The sequence below is a fragment of the Poriferisphaera sp. WC338 genome (assembly GCF_050931845.1).
Taxonomy (GTDB): domain Bacteria; phylum Planctomycetota; class Phycisphaerae; order Phycisphaerales; family Phycisphaeraceae; genus Poriferisphaera.
Map to the genome: position 1 here is coordinate 1,007,335 of NZ_CP194516.1, position 17,059 is coordinate 1,024,393.

14 protein-coding genes are annotated in these 17,059 nt (G+C 52.0%); 12 read left to right on the top strand and 2 right to left on the bottom strand.

Going from position 1 to position 17,059, the window contains the following annotated elements:
* The first annotated feature begins 38 nt into the window (after positions 1-38).
* The 6 genes from flhB (at position 39) to ACQ6WK_RS04120 (ending at position 7,517) form a co-directional block, all read left to right on the top strand.
* Complete coding sequence (flhB, locus tag ACQ6WK_RS04095; protein ID WP_432799472.1) at positions 39-1,157, top strand: flagellar biosynthesis protein FlhB; 1,119 nt, start codon at positions 39-41, stop codon at positions 1,155-1,157.
* A 48-nt stretch (positions 1,158-1,205) separates the two neighbouring features.
* The gene (gene flhA / locus ACQ6WK_RS04100) at positions 1,206-3,413 is read left to right on the top strand and encodes a flagellar biosynthesis protein FlhA (RefSeq protein WP_432799473.1); all 2,208 of its coding nucleotides are present in this window, start codon (positions 1,206-1,208) and stop codon (positions 3,411-3,413) included.
* Positions 3,414-3,591: 178 nt separating this feature from the next.
* Positions 3,592-5,085, top strand: a complete 1,494-nt coding sequence (gene flhF, locus ACQ6WK_RS04105; RefSeq protein ID WP_432799474.1) for a flagellar biosynthesis protein FlhF — start codon at positions 3,592-3,594, stop codon at positions 5,083-5,085.
* Positions 5,082-6,095, top strand: coding sequence for a MinD/ParA family protein (locus ACQ6WK_RS04110; protein ID WP_432799475.1), 1,014 nt, complete (start codon positions 5,082-5,084; stop codon positions 6,093-6,095). The genes flhF and ACQ6WK_RS04110 overlap by 4 nt, the downstream gene beginning before the upstream one ends.
* 155 nt (positions 6,096-6,250) lie before the next feature.
* On the top strand, positions 6,251-6,583 hold the full coding sequence (locus ACQ6WK_RS04115) for a hypothetical protein (protein WP_432799476.1): 333 nt from the start codon (positions 6,251-6,253) through the stop codon (positions 6,581-6,583).
* Between the two features lie 112 nt (positions 6,584-6,695).
* Positions 6,696-7,517 (top strand): FliA/WhiG family RNA polymerase sigma factor, encoded by an 822-nt coding sequence (locus ACQ6WK_RS04120; RefSeq protein ID WP_432799477.1) that lies wholly within the window; start codon positions 6,696-6,698, stop codon positions 7,515-7,517.
* 71 nt (positions 7,518-7,588) lie between these two features.
* On the opposite strand, the gene ACQ6WK_RS04125 is transcribed toward ACQ6WK_RS04120, so the two are convergent.
* Complete coding sequence (locus ACQ6WK_RS04125) at positions 7,589-8,347, bottom strand: hypothetical protein (RefSeq protein ID WP_432799478.1); 759 nt, start codon at positions 8,345-8,347, stop codon at positions 7,589-7,591.
* A 478-nt stretch (positions 8,348-8,825) separates the two neighbouring features.
* Between ACQ6WK_RS04125 and argS the strand changes: the two genes are divergently transcribed.
* The 3 genes from argS to ACQ6WK_RS04140 all read left to right on the top strand — a co-directional run bounded on the left by argS (position 8,826) and on the right by ACQ6WK_RS04140 (position 12,392).
* A complete protein-coding gene (argS, locus tag ACQ6WK_RS04130) occupies positions 8,826-10,577 on the top strand; it encodes an arginine--tRNA ligase (RefSeq protein WP_432799479.1) in 1,752 nt (583 codons plus the stop codon).
* 65 nt (positions 10,578-10,642) lie between these two features.
* Positions 10,643-11,749, top strand: a complete 1,107-nt coding sequence (locus tag ACQ6WK_RS04135; protein ID WP_432799480.1) for an acyltransferase domain-containing protein — start codon at positions 10,643-10,645, stop codon at positions 11,747-11,749.
* Positions 11,750-11,819: 70 nt separating this feature from the next.
* A complete protein-coding gene (locus tag ACQ6WK_RS04140) occupies positions 11,820-12,392 on the top strand; it encodes a DUF1802 family protein (protein ID WP_432799481.1) in 573 nt (190 codons plus the stop codon).
* Between the two features lie 94 nt (positions 12,393-12,486).
* On the opposite strand, the gene ACQ6WK_RS04145 is transcribed toward ACQ6WK_RS04140, so the two are convergent.
* Positions 12,487-14,061 carry a cellulose synthase family protein gene (locus ACQ6WK_RS04145; RefSeq protein ID WP_432799482.1) on the bottom strand — a complete coding sequence of 525 codons (1,575 nt, stop codon included), beginning with the start codon at positions 14,059-14,061 and terminating at the stop codon, positions 12,487-12,489.
* Positions 14,062-14,440: 379 nt separating this feature from the next.
* Here ACQ6WK_RS04145 and ACQ6WK_RS04150 point away from each other — a divergent pair, with 379 nt between their 5' ends.
* The 3 genes from ACQ6WK_RS04150 to ACQ6WK_RS04160 all read left to right on the top strand — a co-directional run bounded on the left by ACQ6WK_RS04150 (position 14,441) and on the right by ACQ6WK_RS04160 (position 16,998).
* Positions 14,441-15,727, top strand: a complete 1,287-nt coding sequence (locus ACQ6WK_RS04150) for a TolB family protein (RefSeq protein ID WP_432799483.1) — start codon at positions 14,441-14,443, stop codon at positions 15,725-15,727.
* A 125-nt stretch (positions 15,728-15,852) separates the two neighbouring features.
* The gene (locus tag ACQ6WK_RS04155; RefSeq protein ID WP_432799484.1) at positions 15,853-16,665 is read left to right on the top strand and encodes a hypothetical protein; all 813 of its coding nucleotides are present in this window, start codon (positions 15,853-15,855) and stop codon (positions 16,663-16,665) included.
* A 39-nt stretch (positions 16,666-16,704) separates the two neighbouring features.
* Positions 16,705-16,998: a hypothetical protein gene (locus ACQ6WK_RS04160; protein WP_432799485.1), complete on the top strand. Its 294-nt coding sequence runs from the start codon at positions 16,705-16,707 to the stop codon at positions 16,996-16,998.
* Positions 16,999-17,059 lie beyond the last annotated feature (61 nt).

A 17,059-nucleotide genomic window follows, 5' to 3' on the forward strand; every position in this document is an offset into this window, starting at 1 on the left:
CAGCATGGGCAGGATGCCCGCAAAATAGGTCATGGATGATGGCTGAGAACGACGCAGAAAAAACCGAAGCCCCAACGCCGCGCCGCGTTCAGGAAGCGCGCCAGGACGGGAATGTTGCGCGGTCGCCGGACCTCACGGCGGCATGCATTCTTTTTGCCGCCGTCCTGCTTCTCTACTTCATGGGCAATCAGGTTTTTGGGGGGATGAAGGTTGCGCTGCAGCAACAACTTTCAGGCGCATTTGCCGTTGATAACAATCCCGCACAACCGACTGATGTTGGCCGATTGGCGCAATCGTCTGTCTATATGTTGTTCCGTGCGGTCGGGCCGGTGCTGGTTTGTATTTTTGTGATCTCGCTGGTGGTGACGGTGGTGCAGGTTGGTTTTTTGCTGACGCCCAAGCCGCTACAGCCGAAATTTTCTCGCATCTCACCGATCAAAGGTATCGCGAATCTGTTTAACGCGCGGTCCGCGATCAAACTGATGATGTCGCTGCTCAAGGTGATCATCATCAGCGCGGTGGCGTTTGTGCTGATCCGCGCGGACCTGATTCAGATTCTGCACATCGGCGAGCTTCCCCCGCGGCAGGCGATTCTGGTGATGGGGTATCTGTTGTTCAAGTTTGCGATCATCATCGCGGTGATTCTGTTTGTGCTGGCGCTGATTGATTATGCGTTTCAGCGATGGAACCACACCCGCGACCTGCGGATGACCAAGCAGGAAGTCAAAGAAGAAATGAAGCGCATGGAGGGTGATCCACTGGTCAAGCAGCGGCGAACCCAGGTCGCCCGGCAGCTTGCCATGCAGCGCATTGCGCAGGCGGTGCCAACCGCAGATGTGATTGTGACCAACCCGACGCATTTCGCGGTGGCGCTCAAATATGACTCGGATGATATGCGTGCTCCGCGTGTGGTGGCCAAGGGCGCGGATTACATGGCGATGCGGATTCGGCAGATCGCCGCAACCCACGACATCCCGATTGTGGAGCGTAAGCCGCTCGCGCGGGCGCTGTACAACACCGTTGAGATCGGGCAGGAAATTCCATCGGAACATTATGCCGCTGTCGCAGAGATTCTGGCGTATGTGTACCGCATTGGCAGCGGATCATCAGGGTCGTCAAGCACAACACGGCGAAGGCCAGAGGCCGCATTGAACTAATCGTTGATTAGATTTTAGGAGTAGTAAGCAGAACGACGTTTGATCATCATGGCAAAACAGGCAAGCAACATCTCGATCCCTCAACTGATGCAGCACGCGGACAAATACCGCTCGTTGATCGTGCCGATTTTGTTCATAGGTATGTTGATGGTGGTGTTGGTGCCGATGCCGCCAGCATTGATGGACCTTTTGTTGTCGGCGAATATTTCGCTAGCCGTGTTGATCTTACTCACAACGTTGTACATCCAACGGCCACTGGATTTTTCAGTCATGCCTTCACTTTTGCTAGGTACGACGTTGTTCCGATTGGTGCTTAATATTGCGACGACCCGTATGATTTTGTCTGTGGATGCAGAGTCGCCGGAGGAAGCAACAGCCGTGGCGGGGCAGGTGATTCAGGCCTTTGCGGATTTCGTGACCGGCAGCAGTGAAGTCGTTGGGATCATTCTGTTTATCATCCTGATCATTGTGCAGTTTGTGGTGATCACCAAGGGTGCGACGCGCATCTCTGAAGTGGCAGCCCGGTTTACCTTGGATGGTATGCCCGGCAAGCAGATGGCGATCGATGCGGATTTGAATGCGGGATTGATCTCGGAAGACGAAGCACGGTCTCGTCGTGAAGCAATTGCTCAAGAGGCAGATTTTTACGGGGCAATGGATGGTTCTGCCAAGTTTGTGCGTGGCGATGCGATTGCGGGCATCATCATCACGGTGATCAATATCCTCGGCGGGTTCACGATCGGTATGGCCATCAAGGGCTGGTCGTTTATGGAGTCCCTTTCAGTCTTCACAAAGCTGACGATTGGTGACGGCCTTGTCTCGCAAGTGCCAGCCTTCATCATCGCACTCGCGGCAGGCTTGATCGTCACGCGATCATCTTCCCGTGCAGACCTTGGTACTGAATTAACCAAACAACTTTCCGCTCGCTCCGCGGCGCTGGCGATTACCGCCGGCTTTCTTTGTGTGCTTGCGTTTACTGGCCTCCCACCGATGCCGATGTTGCTTCTTGGCGGTGCGATCGGCGGGATCGCGTACATTATGCATCGCGCAGACAAACGCCGCATTGAAGACGCGGCAACAGCGAAGCCTGCAGAAGAAGAAAAAGCCGAGCCGGCGCCGGTCGAACAGGCGCTTCATGTCGACACACTTGAGCTTGAAGTCGGCTACGGCTTGGTCAAGCTCGTCGATGCGTCACAGGGTGGTGACTTATTAGATCGCATTTCGATGATCCGCCGACAATTGGCCAGTGATCTTGGTTTGGTCATGCCGCCGGTGCGGATTCGTGACAACATGCAGCTTCAGCCGCACGATTACAACCTGAAAATTCGTGGGAACGCGGTCGCATCCGGCCAAATTTATCCCGGGCAATTCCTAGCGATGGATGGTGGACTGGCATCAGAGCCATTACAGGGGATACAGACACGTGAACCTGCCTTTAATCTTGAAGCAACGTGGATCGAAGCTGGTCAGAAAGAGCGCGCCGAAGCGTTGTCTTATACCGTGGTTGATGCAACGTCGGTGTTGGCGACACATCTGACAGAAGTGGTGAAAAACCATGGTTACGAATTGCTGACGCGCGAAGAAACAAACAACCTGATCGAGCAACTCAAGCAGCAAGCGCCGAAGTTGACCGAGGAAGTGCTCTTTGGCGAGACGCCGTTGATCAAGCCAGGCGAATTGCAGAAGGTGCTACAGAACTTGCTGCGTGAGCGCGTGCCGGTGCGCGATTTGGAATCGATTGTGGAAACACTTGGAGACTGGGCAACACGGACGAAGGATTTGGATGTGCTGACCGAGTATGTGCGTAATGGCTTACGCCGTACGATTTGCAATCAGTATGCGACGCTTGAGCCGATCCCGGATGAGTTTGGTGCAGAGAGCGGTCGATCCGCTTCACGGTTGTATTGTGTGTCGCTTGATCCGATGTTAGAGGATCAGATCAATGCGTACATTCAGCGGTCGGCGGAGGGGACGAGTATGACGATGCCGCCGGCTGTTGCGAACCGGATTACGACCGCGATTGTTGAAGAGGTACAAAACCTTGTGGCAGCAGGGCGGCAGCCGGTGGTGTTGGCTTCACCACAGGTTCGCGCGCAGGTAAGACGATTGATTGAACCGCACTTGCCGAATGTGGCGGTGCTTGGATACAACGAGGTGAGTAAAGGTGTCGAAGTTGAATCGCTTGGGCTTGTGCAGTCCGTGGCAGCCGGGGAACAGCAGCCACAGGCAAATCAGTATGCGGGGCTCACAGGCTAGAGAGAATCACGTAAAAAACAGTCTCTTTCTTGTAAATGGTACTTGCGCAATGCGGTGAAAAATGGTACATTACGCACCACATTTAATGGCGGAGAAATCGGTGGGGCGTCCAATTGGAATTGGATGAAATTTCACTCAGCATCTCGTGAGTCAGGATGACAAACACAGGGGTGATACCTTGAATCTCAGGACATTTACAGCAAGGTCGATGGCGGAAGCGCTTCAGTTGGTTAAGCAGGCTTACGGCGCTGATGGCGTAATTCTCCATACTCGAACCTACAAGCAAGGCGGCATCCTCGGGATCGGGGCGCGTCAGGTTGTTGAAGTGACCGCAGGACGTGGGCAAGACATTGGGCGGCAAAAACGCAAGACCGCCTCACGATCACCCCGCGCTGTAGCGCTTGCAAATGCAGCGAAACGCCGCGAAGCATTACACAAACAAAAGCAACTCGAAGAAGTGCAGGGCAATGCGGGCGATTTGATCAAACGCACCTATGCTGCAGCACGCGCAGAGCTTGAAAAATCACAAGCCAACACCATTCCAGCCGACACCAATGCAGCCGCTGTTGCGCAGCAGCACACGGTATCAACAACAGGTGTCGTGGTGCCGCAGGTTACGGGCGCGCCAAATGTTGCAGTGGCGGCAGGTTCGCATGATGTGATGTCGCAAGGTTTGCAGCCGCAGAACATTCCATCGCCACATGCACCTCAGCCGCATGTGGTCGTAGCGCCGGCGCCGAACGACCATGTCGCGGAAGAACTCAAAGCGGTGAAGCGGATGGTGTCGCAGATGATGCGCGATCAGGCGTCACGTGCGGCTCAGCCGGAAACACGGCCGGATATGCCGGACAAATTATTCGATCAGTATCTGGCACTGCTTGAGCAGGAAGTCGCTGAAGAACTCGTACAAGAGATCATCGCGCAGGTCCGTGAAGAACTCACCGATGAGCAGCTTGCGGATGATGATGCGTGTAAGGAAGCGGTTCGCCGCGCGGTGGCAGAACTGATTCCAACAGACAAAGGGGCAGACGCTTTTTCAGTGGATGACGAATCATCATCTCAAATAGGTGTCGGGCCACGCAAGATCGCGCTCATTGGCCCGACCGGCGTCGGTAAAACCACCACCGTCGCCAAGCTTGCCGCCACATTCAAATTGCGTCACAACAAAAAGGTGGCCCTGGTGACGTTGGATACCTATCGCATCGCAGCGGTCGATCAATTACGAACCTATGCGAGCATCATCGGTGTACCGCTGCATGTGGTGACGTCGCCGAATGAATTGACGGATAAATTAGCGCAGTGTCGGGATTATGATGTGGTGCTGATTGATACGGCCGGTCGGGCCCCACGGAACGACAGCCGCTTGCTAGAGCTTTCCCAGTTTATCGAAGCTGCCCAGCCTCACGAGGTGCACTTAGTATTATCCTCGACATGCACACAAACTGTGCTGATGGATGCCGTTGAACGCTTCTCAAAGATCCGTACAGACCGTATCATCTTTACAAAGCTCGACGAAGCGGTCACGTTCGGTGTTGTGTTGAACGTGGCTCGAAAAGTAAATAAGCAATTAAGTTACATCACCACCGGGCAGGAGGTGCCCCACCAGATTGAGCCGGGTCATTCTGATCGGCTCGCTGCGTTGGTGATGGGAGAGGGAGATCTTCATTCATGATTGCAGATCAGGCTCAGGAGCTCCGCCAGTGGGTAGAGCAAAATAAGACAAACCCGCCGCCCTCGCTTAAAATGGCGGATCGTCATCACGAGGGAGTTTTACCGCTGCGCATGCCAGAGCAAACGCAACAATCCACTCAAGCCGTCGGAAGGACCGCAAGGTCTGGAGCTGAGGCCGAAGCGAAACCCGCTGCCAAGCGCCGAGCACGGATTATCGCTGTTTCTTCGGGAAAGGGTGGCGTGGGTAAAACCACAATGGCGGTTAATTTAGCCGTGCAACTTACCCGTATGGATCGCAAGGTTGTCCTGCTTGATGCGGACCTTGGCACGGCCAACGCGGACGTGATCTGTAACGTTGCGCCGTCGAATAATTTGGCGCATGTGGTTGCAGGACGGAAAACGATTGAAGAAGCAATCGTCCGAGCGCCGGGCGGATTTGAGTTGATTCCGGGAGCGTCGGGCCTTGCGCAAATCGCGGCCTTGTCAGAGTTTGAACGCATCCGCTTGCTTGAGCAGCTTAAAAAACTTGAAGACACCCGCGACGTGATTTTGATTGATACCGGGGCCGGCGTTTCACCGAATGTCCTCTCATTTCTCGCAGCATCAGATGAACTCCTACTGGTTACTACCCCAGAGCCTACGGCTATTACCGACGCATATGCCGTACTAAAGACGCTCTCTCGTCAGGTCGATATGGCTGATGGCAAGGGGCCGGAGCTACGCCTGCTCGTCAATATGGCTCGTGACGAGGCCGAAGGTAAGCTCATTTATGACCGTATTTCTGCAGTTTGCAAAAAGTTCTTGAATCTCACCCCTCGCTATGCCGGGCATGTGATTGCCGATCCGCGTGTGCAGCTTTCGATTCGTCGTCGCAAACCGTTTGTGTTAGATGCACCGAATTCCACCGCGGCCTCGTGCATGAATCAACTCGCCCACCGCATGGATCGTCACGCTACTGAACCACCATCAGCAGGATTACTTCGCCGCATGGCGGCATGGTTGGCTGGCTGATCTCAAAATTGAGTTCCCTATTGTGGGAAATCTTTCTGTGAAAAATTGGCGCAAGACCTTTTTTAGGTCTTCCCAAGGCGCGCGCTAGCACTTAAAATCAGTGCTGGCAACAAGAAGGGATTCATTCTTCTCCGATTCAGGTACTGGGCAAAGGAGTGTCCATCATCCCGTCGAAAGTCATCGCATCCTGTTTTGCGCTCACCGCATTCGCGGCTACAGTTATCGCGGGCATTTTTGCTGGCAATGATTTGTTTACTGTGATTCCACGTTCAACGCTCATCATGCTCGGCTGCTGGGTCCTCGGCCGAGGCATTGGTTTTCTCATGCAGCAAACGGTGACTGATTATATTCAGCGTTACAAAAAGCAGCATCCACTTCCTGAGCTGGAACCGACCGAACAAGAAAACATTATTGAAGTAACTTCAGATTCAAATCCGCAACCCGAAATGTCACTTGAACAGGTTGCAAAGATCGGCAAGGCCGCTTGACGCGCGTTGGCTTGCCTCGCATGTGTTTGTAAAGGTCATTTTGACTTGATTCATCGCTGAAATGCCGCTGGTGGAAGGACCCCCAAGGCAGGGCCACGTCAAGGAGTCGACAATGGCAAGAACTAGAACCCGATCTCTTACACGAAAACCTTCACCAGAAGCGGAAGCTCGAATTAAGGAAGTTTGGCCGGTCTATAAAAAGAAGCCGACCGAGGAAATGCGTAACCAGCTCATGGAGCATTACCTCCCGCTGGTCAAGTACAACGCAGAACGTATCCACGCCAAGCTCCCCGATGAAGTTGATGTTGAAGATCTCATGTCGGCAGGTATCTTCGGACTCATGGACGCGATCGACGCTTTCGATCTCGAGCGCGGCGTGAAGTTTGAAACTTACTGTGCTCCGCGTATTCGTGGTGCGATCCTTGACGAACTTCGTTCGATGGACTGGGTACCTCGGCTTGTTCGTTCTCGCACCTCGCAGATCGAAACGGCTCGCAAACGTCTTGAAATGGTGTCTGGCGAGAAAGCCACCGACGATCAACTGCGCGAAGAATTAGGTGTTGATAAAGACGAATACGAAAAAATCCGTCGAGATGCTGGTGCTGTTGGTGTGGTCTCACTCTCTCGCAAATGGTTTGAAACGGACTCCAATAAAGATGTTCGCGAGATCGATGTCCTCAAGGACAAAAAACAAACCAACCCTCTCTCTGCTGTCCAGAAACGCGACCTCAAAGAACTGATCACCAAAGGCCTTACTCGTGCCGAACGCCTCATTGTTGTCCTCTACTACTACGAAGAGATGACCATGAAAGAGATCGGCGTCACCCTTGATCTTTCTGAATCGCGTGTTTCACAGATGCACTCCTCTATCCTCGCCCGCCTCAAAGCTCAGCTTCAACACCGTTCGGTCGAACTCCAAACCGAATCCGCATGAACCTGGAACCAATCTGAGAACCAACAAAAAACCCGCTCGTATGAACGGGTTTTTTATTGCAGGATTAAAATCTACTCGTCTTGTTTTCTTCGCCTGAGCATTAATGCGGCTAGACCAGCCACTCCCATCACCGCACTGCCCGGTGTTGGTACCGCAATCCCCTGTGCTTCTGCATCTTCTATGGAGAGGTTTTTAAAGCCATCCGGCACGCCGATTGTGTAACCGAAGTCCGCAATGAAATACTGCTGCACATTACCCAAGGCACCAAGATCACCATAAGTCGGATCATTATCGTATGCCCAAAGCACCGTATCAAAATCAATGATGCCGTCTGGGTTTCTCACATCATTCGCTCGATATGTTGGGTTATTGATACGCCCCCATTCTGCTCCGGTTGAAGCGCTTGCGGTCACTGCATATGATCTGCCTGCCTCAAGCGCAATCGCATCGTCAAGATCATAAAACTGCCAGTTCACGCCGTCTTGGCTTTCCGGCGAAACTTCCGCAAGCAACGTATTGTTCTGGGTATCCCATAATTGAATCACATCATTAGCTGTAACGGTTCCGGTGTTAGCGCCGAGTTGCGTGACATAGACATCCGGATCATTCACGGTGAATTGCCAACCTGCTGTGTAACCATAACGATTCGCGACACGTAGCGTTTCATAATTCCAACCTTCTTCGTTGGCGATGTTGTATAGTGTTGAATCGTCGCTGCGTTCGACACTTGCTGCTTCTGCTCGCTGACCTTTACCTACACCAAGGATCATGACTGTTCCTCCAAGTACAGGCAGAACCGCTTTCTTAATTTTCTTTATGCGTCTTTTCATTATTTACTCCATCAGGCTTTACCAGCAATGATGAAGTGGAAGATTATGTTGCACTGCCATCTCTTGCCGGTTTGTGTGATTCGATTGTCAATCACATCCGTGCGCGAATGGCGTTCCTTCTTTAACTTTCAAATTGACGTACTGAGTTTATTGTTTCATGTCATACTACATTTCATCTCTACTTCAATCCGAATCATTGAGCCTTCCCGCCAAGCAGTGCGGAGTATCGTGACACATGGTTATGTGCCATTTATGGCAATACTCCTTGCGAGGCCATCAGTCATCATCTCAAACAACCTCGTGCTCCCTTTTCAGGTTTAACGCTAGCCACCTTCCGCCAATCCCGCATGCGTGAGACTTTCGTTACAACTGAGTCACTGAAGACGAATTTCATCCCACACCATCATTTGCATTACAATATCCTTTCTACATTGCAGCCGATGTTTTCAGCAAACCCTCATCACAGGATCTCACCGCCGTGCCAGACATCCAGTCCATCATCGAATCTAAGCTTTCCACAGCCGTTGCCGCAGCATTCGGCTCCGATTTCGCTTCCGCAGACCCGCTGATCAATCCAACCCGTGACGCAAAGTTCGGTGATTACCAGGTAAATATCGCGATGGGGCTTGCCAAGAAACTCGGCCAGAAGCCACGTGATATTGCACAAGCCATCGTGGACAACATCGTTCTCGGGGATGAAGTGGAAAAGGCTAACATTGCGGGGCCGGGTTTTATTAATCTCACGTTGAAGCAGTCCGCGATCAATGAGCACGCTGAGAAAATGCTTGGTGATAGTGATCGGTTAGCACTGGCGAAAACGAACAAGCCACAAACCGTGGTGGTGGATTTCTCTTCACCTAACGTTGCCAAGGAAATGCATGTTGGGCATATCCGCTCGACGGTCATCGGCGATGCGCTTTCGCGTATCCTCGCTTTCCTTGGTCACGACGTCATCAAGCAAAACCACGTCGGTGACTGGGGCACGCAGTTCGGCATGCTTGTGCAGTACACTATTAATAATAATATGATCAAGCACGTCACTCAGCGAGGTATGTTGAAATCCATAAACACCATTTATCAGGAATCAAAGAAGTTATTCGATGAAGATAAAGAGTTTGCAGCCGACGCCCGTAAACGTGTTGTAGATTTACAAGCCGGCGACCAAGAAACAAAGGATATTTGGAAAGAACTCGTTAAAGCATCCGAAGTGTATTTCGATGACGTATACAAGCGGTTGGATGTGAGTCTGACCCTTGGTGATATCCGTGGCGAGTCTTTCTACAACGACAAACTCCCGCAAGTGATCGAAGACCTCAAAACCGCCGGCCTGCTTAAAGAATCGCAAGGCGCTGATGTTGTTTATCCCGATGGTTTCAAAGACCGCGAAGGCGATCCCATGCCGATGATCGTCCGCAAATCTGATGGCGGTTTTCTCTACGCAACAACCGATCTCGCCGCAGCACATTACCGCATCGAAGAACTCCGCGCGGATCGGATTATATACGTCACCGACTCCCGCCAGTCGCAGCACTTTGCCATGGTGTTCCAAACCCTCCGCGAGGCGGGTTGGGCCAAGGACAATGTCCGTCTCGACCACGTCCCCTTCGGCACGATCATGGGTAAGGACAAAAAACCCTTTAAAACAAGGTCTGGTGACACTATCAAGTTGCTCGACCTAATTATGGAAGCAAAGAAGCGTGCAGTTGATATTTTGGTGAAAAAGCAACCTGACATGAAGGTGTCATTGGCAGAGGAAATCGCCCACACTGTCGGAATCGGCTGTTTGAAATATGCGGATTTGTCGAGTGATCGCATCAAGGATTACATTTTTGATTGGGATCGGATGTTATCGTTTGATGGGAACACTGCGGCGTACCTACAAAACTCGTATGTCCGTTGCATGGCGATCTTCCGCAAAGGCGAGATTGATCCCGGTAGTTTGACGAGCGCGAAGATTCTCGCGGAACATCCGGCAGAGCGTGCGATGGTGCTGAAGCTGTTGCAGTTGCCACAGGTTTTAGCAGGTGTAGCAGAGGCGCTTGAACCGCACCGTTTGTGTAACTACCTCTACGAACTGGCATCGCTGTATCATTCGTTCTATGAGAAATGTCCGGTGTTGAAATCAGAAGGTGAGACAAGGCAATCGCGCCTTGCGCTTTGCTTGCTGACCGCCCGCACGATTGAAAAATCACTGGGATTATTAGGTATTCAGACGCCAAATCAGATGTAGGTGTTATGGATTAATCATGAGATAGATATCGTTGATGATCTGAGCATTATTTTGGGAATTGTCATATGCCGACCAAACACATGAGTATTGATGAAGCGTTTGCGGCTTATGATCTGAACAGCCAAGTATATTTGCCATGGCGGACGCGATGGGAAGAATCGTCAGCAGCGTATGATCCGAATAAGTTGGTGATTATGGATGAGCGGCAGACACGCGAACGCGCAATGTGGTTGGGATTTGAGACGGTGGAGGTGGATCAGATTCTGAACTTTCGTGGGGAATTTGTCGAAAAAAGTGGATTGCTGCCACTGCTTTGGCATCTGTTTTATTGCTTTTCACAGATGAAAGATCCGCTTCCTACAAATTATGCAACTTCGCCAAAGTTACCTGAATCGCTTGGCCATCATGGCGAACTTTTTTATCTCTACCTCTATCTGTGTCTGGTTGAATATCCGATGGCGTTGGATCAGGAGCGGGGTGTGCCGGAGGAGATTACACAGGCAACGTTGCATGATGTTGTTCGTTGGACACGTTTCAATTCAAAAGATAAAGGACGGTTGGCGCTAACGCAGTCGGTGTGGTTGAATCATCATATGAATAGTCGACTTCATCAGATTGGTCGGTTGCAGTTTGAGCGGCGGGCGTGTGATTACAAATCGATTATTGCACGAGATTCAGAAACGGGAGAACTGCGGGGTTATGGCGAGGATGAACATGATCAGGTATGGGGTAAGGTGATTCTGGAGGAGGGAGATCCGATCGTATCGATTCATATTCCGCGGTCAGGAGCGATGGATCATGATGTTTGCACGAAGTCGTTTGTGGATGCGAAGCAGTTTTTTACGAAGTATTACCCGGAGTTTCAGCCGAAGGCGTATTGCTGTTTTTCGTGGCTGACGAATCCGCTTTGGTCGCAGTATTTGATGGAGACATCGAATGTGCGGAAATTTGTGGAGCGGTATCATCCGTATCCGTTAGAGGCACGTGAGGATACGGGGTTGTGGTATTGGTTGTATCAAAAGTGGGAGCCGTTTGAGAATCTGGATGATGCGCCACAGGAGAGCAGTGTGCAACGCGCGTTCGTGAAACATTTGAAGGACGGAAAGAAGTGGTTTGTTTCTGGTGGGTATATTCTACCAGAGGAAATTGATGCTTACGATGTGAATGATTGATTTATCTAATCATTGATTAGAATTAAATAGATGCGGTTGCTTGCTGCGGAAGACATGAGGAGTAAATGTGATGTTGGATATTGCGCTGAAGGAATGGGCGGTGATTACTGATTTACTATTATCCGGCGAGCAGGCGGTGGTGCTGCGGAAGGGTGGGATTCATGAGGATGATGGGCCGGGACGTTTTAAGCTTGAATATGATCGCTTTGCACTGTTTCCGGCATGGGAGCATCAGCGGATTGAATGGGTGAAGGACCAATATCAGGATCGAGCGGAGGAGTTTGATGCGGAGCCAAAGACGTTAGAAATTAAGGGGATTGCGGAGGTGCCGCAGGGATGTATCTGGACAGTGCCTAGCCGTGAGGCGTTTGATCGTTTGGATGATTTGCACGGGTGGAAGAAGCCACAGATTGATATGCGTTTTGATTATAAACCTGATCGGCCGATTTATGCGGTGGCGCTGCGGGCGTACCGTTTGAGTAAGCCGAAGTTGATCGAGATGAATGATGATTATTGGGGTTGCCGATCGTGGGTGGATTTAAGGGGGGACGATATGATAGATGATTCGCAAATTGAGCCGGCGATATCGGATGAGGCGTTTGTGGCTGTAGTGCAGCGGATCGATGAAGCGATGCGAGGTTAATGCTAAGAAATATTTGTGAGATACTTCACGTCATGGAAACCATGGGTTTGGTGTGAGATATACATTGATTTTAGGCGATAGCCTACGCGGATGATTAGGTGGCCGCGGCGGGTAGAGGTCGGCGCGCATCTTTCCATGCTTGGACATGAACCCAGAGGCTTGAGAGTCCGACGTAGAGGTAGCCGGAAGCGAATAGCGCGAGGAAGGGGAGGCTGACTACAGTGCTGTCATAGATGAGGGACATGCGGATGCATTCGAGCATGTAGACGCCGAGACCGATTTCGAGAAGGCAGATCGAACGCTTAAGCGTGGGGATGGGGATAACGCCGAGCTTTTGTTTTGAGGGTTTTTCGGATGGTGGTGTATCGCTGTTGAGGCCAGGCACGTTGTATTTGGGTGTGCGGATGAAGGGGGTTTCGTAGCCGACTAAAGCTTCGAGGCAAGCGATAGCGTTATTAAGTGCGATGCCAATACCGATGGCCATGAGAATGGGGACTTGGATTAGTGTAGACCAAGCACTGCGTCGCTGAACTTTTTGGCTGACGATGTAGAAGACGGTGCCGGAGATGGTGCCGAGGGCGAAGAAGGACATGCCGACGAGGATGCCAAGAATGCGCTGATCTTCAAAGGCGTTGAGGTTGACGTAGATGGCAGGGTAGAAAAGGATGGCGAGCAGGGTGATGTAGAGGTAGACCATCGGGCTTGTCAGGTGAAAGAAGGCTTCGGTTTTGATCTTCCAACTGACAGGCGCTTTAAGGACGCGAGGGAGGAGTTTAAGTGCGGTTTGGATAGAGCCTTTGGTCCAGCGGTGCTGTTGGCTTTTGAAGGAGTTGATTTCTGGGGGAAGTTCGGCGGGGCAGGTGAGCCAGGGAAGGAAAAGGAATTTCCAGCCAGCAAGTTGTGTTCGGTAGGAGAGGTCGACGTCTTCGGTGAGTGTGTCGTGTTGCCAGCCGCCACCGTCTGCGATGGCTTGTTTACGCCAGATGCCAGCTGTGCCGTTGAAGTTGATCCATGCACCGGAGCGGTTGCGGGCGGTATGTTCGATGATGAAATGGCCATCGAGGAAGATAGCTTGGCCTTTGGTGAGGAGCGAGTCATCGCGGTTGATGTGTCCCCACTTGGTCTGGACCATGCCGAGTTCGGGATCGGTAAAGAAATTGACGGTGCGTTTGAGGAAGTTTTTGGGTGGGACGAAGTCGGCGTCGAAGATGGCGACAAGCTCGCCGGTGCACTGTGGCATAGCAGCAGAAAGTGCGCCAGCTTTGTAGCCGGTGCGATCAGTGCGGTGGATGTATTGGATGTCGATGCCGCGTTCTTGCCAGTATTGGCAGCGGGCTTCTGCGATCAGCTTAGAGTCGTCAGTGGAGTCGTCGAGGACTTGGATTTGGAGTTTGCTCTTGGGGTAGTCGATCTCACAAGCTGCATCGATGATGCGCTCGACGACAGCGAATTCGTTAAACATGGGGAGCTGTACGGTGACCTTGGGGAGGTCTTCGTATCGGCTCATGGGGCGTTTTCGGTTTTTGAGGTTTTTACGGAACAGGTAGACCAGCCAGTAGCGGTGAAGCCCGTAGAGTGAGATTAAACAGATTAGGCCAAGATATGCGATCGTTAGCGGCCAGCGTAACGACTCAACAGAAATCCAAGCCCCGATGCCCTCTTCCATCATTGATTTTACCCAAACACGCTTGGCGGTTGCCAAGGAACCATAAACCAGATGGCACAGTATTTTTTGTGCCAAAGAATGAACGTCAAGCCACAAAAACGCGGAAGCGGCGTCTCTACTATCGGTGAGCTTAGTGGAATACCGCAATAGGGATTTCGCACCATCTCCAGTGCCGAATCAACCGTGAGTAAGCACGATTTATTGCAACGCAATCATGCATTTCGACGTTGAGAGGTCTATTTTACAGGATCTTACAGTGAAGTGGCGGTTTGAAGGTCGTCCGATAATGGGGGGCTATCCCTAATCTGCAGAAACATGCCCCCTCTGTCCCGATAAAAGTTCTGCACAATAAAAACCCAGCCTGACGCAAAGGGTTCAGAATATGAACAGATCATTACTCGCTACGGGACTCATTTCACTTTCCGCCACAATGCTGGCCGCGTGTTCGCAGAACTACACGGGCGGTTTGTCTTTGGGGTTGGACGACAATCAATCGGTGAAACGCTATCAAGAATTCAAGCAGCAGCGAGAGCAACGCATTGCGACGCAGAAGCGTCTTGATCAGCTCAGCGGTGTAGCGGTGGATTTTGGTGGTGATCAGCCGAGTCATCGTGTGACGGAGTATGCAGACAGTCGTGGTGGGCAGTCGCGGCTTGCTTCAGCATCGAATGATCTGATGGGGATGTTTGGCCATCTACCAAATCGTGGCGGGATGGAAGCAGGTGGCGCGCAGACACCAATGGATGGCAATCCGGATGCGCGGAGATTGACCCAAACATTTGCGGGTTCAGATTATGATCCTGCGACGGACCGTTCGGGGCAGTGGCTGGTGTATGCCTCAACACGGCACCGCGAGCGGCCGGATATTTACAAGAAGCAGATTGGGGCATCGCCGGTGATGCAGCTGACCGATGATCCGGCGGATGACCGGATGCCGGCGTTTTCGCCGGACGGTCAGTATGTGGCGTTCACGTCGAATCGGTCTGGGAATTATGACATTTACATCATGAATGCAGATGGCGGGCCGGCGCGGCAGCTCACACATACCTCGACGGATGACATTCATCCTTCGTTCTCACCAGACGGATCGCAGCTGGTTTATAGCTCATATGGAAGTGCATCCGGCTTGTATGAGATGGTGGTGATTGATCTGAAACAGCCAACGATGAAGAAGTTCATTGGATATGGATTATTCCCACAGTGGTCGCCGACGGATAACCGGATTTTGTATCAGCGAGCACGTGAACGTGGTTCGCGGCTGTTCAGTGTGTGGCAGATCACGCTTATGGATGATGGCACGGTGACGTCGCCGATGGAGGTTGTGGCAGCAAATAATGCGGCTGCGATCACGCCATCTTGGTCTCCAGACGGGAATTACATTGTTTTTTGTACTGTTATCGACCCGCATGCCGAAGATCAAAGTAGGCTGACCAAAGCGGACCTTTGGGTCATGAACGCCGATGGCAGCGGAAAAGCACGAGTGACCTCCGGGTCATACGCCTTCACCCAGCCGACCTGGGCGGCAGACGGATCAATCATGTTCGTCTCCAACCGAGGAAACAGCGGCTTGGAAAATGTCTGGTCGATACGTCCAGATAAGGCACTGAAGCTGACCGCACCTGGCGAAAACGAGGCACGATCCGCTTCGGTCATGGTTCCGGCGCAGTAACGGACCTCGCTGGCCAAGCCCACCGGTCCCGACTGTTGCCTAACCGCAGCATGTAAACGGGTCCAGTGATATGAACAGACAATCTTCATCAGCGGAGGCTGATGATCAAACTCAGGCAGGATGCCATGACAAGTAAACAGGTCATGTTGTTTTTCGTGTTGTTGCTGAGCGCGCACGCGATGGCGGGTTGTTCTTACACAAAGAAGTACTACCAAAAGTATTTCGGTGAGGAGCAGTTGGTTGATCCGATGTCGATGGACACAGGGATTTATCCACGTCGTCAGGTGTGGGGAATCGTGCCGTTACGAAATGAATCAGGCAGCAGCAGTGTTCGCGGTGCACATCTTGCGGACAAACTTGCAGGGCAGTTGGAGACCCAGCCGGGCATTGATGTCCTGCCGGTGAACCGGGTGCTTGCAGCGATGGATGCACTTGAATACACGGAGATAACTTCTCCGGAACAAGCACTGACGCTTCGGCGGGTGCTTGAAGTGGATGCGCTGATTGTGGGTACGGTGACGGCGTATGATCCGTATGATCCACCAAGACTTGGTCTTGCGATCGAGCTTTACGTTGATGATCAGCTGCCATGGTTTAGTCAGATTGGGGATCTGACGGAACTGCAACGCGCACCGATCGACACAAAAACACGCACGAATCAGCGCGCGACAGCGGCTGAGAGTAAGGCGCTTTATCGTCAACCGTTGACGGTGGCGAACGGGTATTTTGATGCCGCGGAGCCGGGGACGCGGAAGTTGCTTCAGGAATATGCGAAAGGCCGAGGGGTTAATGAGAAAGATAAAAATGTTTGGCGCTTGTATCGCATTAACATGGACCTGTATACAGAATTTGTCACGAATATTGTGAGCCGCAGATTGATGCAGGCCGAGTTAAATCGGCTAGCCGAGATGCAGCCCAAAGAAAAGCCCACCTCCTGATCGGACTCGCGCCGGCTGGGACGTGCCGGAGCGAACTGAATGTCAGATCCAACTTTTAACATCGAACCCCTCGGCGACGGAGATCAAGCCTCTTTTGATCTTCACGATTCCGATAACGGGGAAGAACTGGAGCTTGTGCTGGTCAAGCACGGGCAACGGTTTGTATTTCGATGTAAACATGGTCGGGAAGCCGATCTAATATCACAGCTTGCTGAGCAGGTCCGCAACCCAGACTGCGAACTTGACTGGTTTGATGCCGCGGTGATCTCCCATCAGATGGGACAAAAACTAAAAGAGCGGCTAGGCAACATGATGCACAGGAAAACTGGTTAAAGATTCTTAAGTCAAAAACAGGTTGGGGCCCGGGGCTTCGAGCAACACCGCGTTATGAGGA

Excerpts from the sequence above, each read along its gene's own strand:
- ACQ6WK_RS04135 (WP_432799480.1), top strand. The coding sequence starts at position 10,643 with ATGCCGACCAAACACATGAGTATTGATGAAGCGTTTGCGGCTTATGAT.
- flhB (WP_432799472.1), top strand. The coding sequence starts at position 39 with ATGGCTGAGAACGACGCAGAAAAAACCGAAGCCCCAACGCCGCGCCGC.
- flhA (WP_432799473.1), top strand. The coding sequence starts at position 1,206 with ATGGCAAAACAGGCAAGCAACATCTCGATCCCTCAACTGATGCAGCAC.
- ACQ6WK_RS04145 (WP_432799482.1), bottom strand. The coding sequence starts at position 14,061 with ATGATGGAAGAGGGCATCGGGGCTTGGATTTCTGTTGAGTCGTTACGC.
- ACQ6WK_RS04110 (WP_432799475.1), top strand. The coding sequence starts at position 5,082 with ATGATTGCAGATCAGGCTCAGGAGCTCCGCCAGTGGGTAGAGCAAAAT.
- ACQ6WK_RS04150 (WP_432799483.1), top strand. The coding sequence starts at position 14,441 with ATGAACAGATCATTACTCGCTACGGGACTCATTTCACTTTCCGCCACA.
- ACQ6WK_RS04125 (WP_432799478.1), bottom strand. The coding sequence starts at position 8,347 with ATGAAAAGACGCATAAAGAAAATTAAGAAAGCGGTTCTGCCTGTACTT.
- ACQ6WK_RS04160 (WP_432799485.1), top strand. The coding sequence starts at position 16,705 with ATGTCAGATCCAACTTTTAACATCGAACCCCTCGGCGACGGAGATCAA.
- ACQ6WK_RS04155 (WP_432799484.1), top strand. The coding sequence starts at position 15,853 with ATGACAAGTAAACAGGTCATGTTGTTTTTCGTGTTGTTGCTGAGCGCG.
- ACQ6WK_RS04120 (WP_432799477.1), top strand. The coding sequence starts at position 6,696 with ATGGCAAGAACTAGAACCCGATCTCTTACACGAAAACCTTCACCAGAA.
- ACQ6WK_RS04140 (WP_432799481.1), top strand. The coding sequence starts at position 11,820 with ATGTTGGATATTGCGCTGAAGGAATGGGCGGTGATTACTGATTTACTA.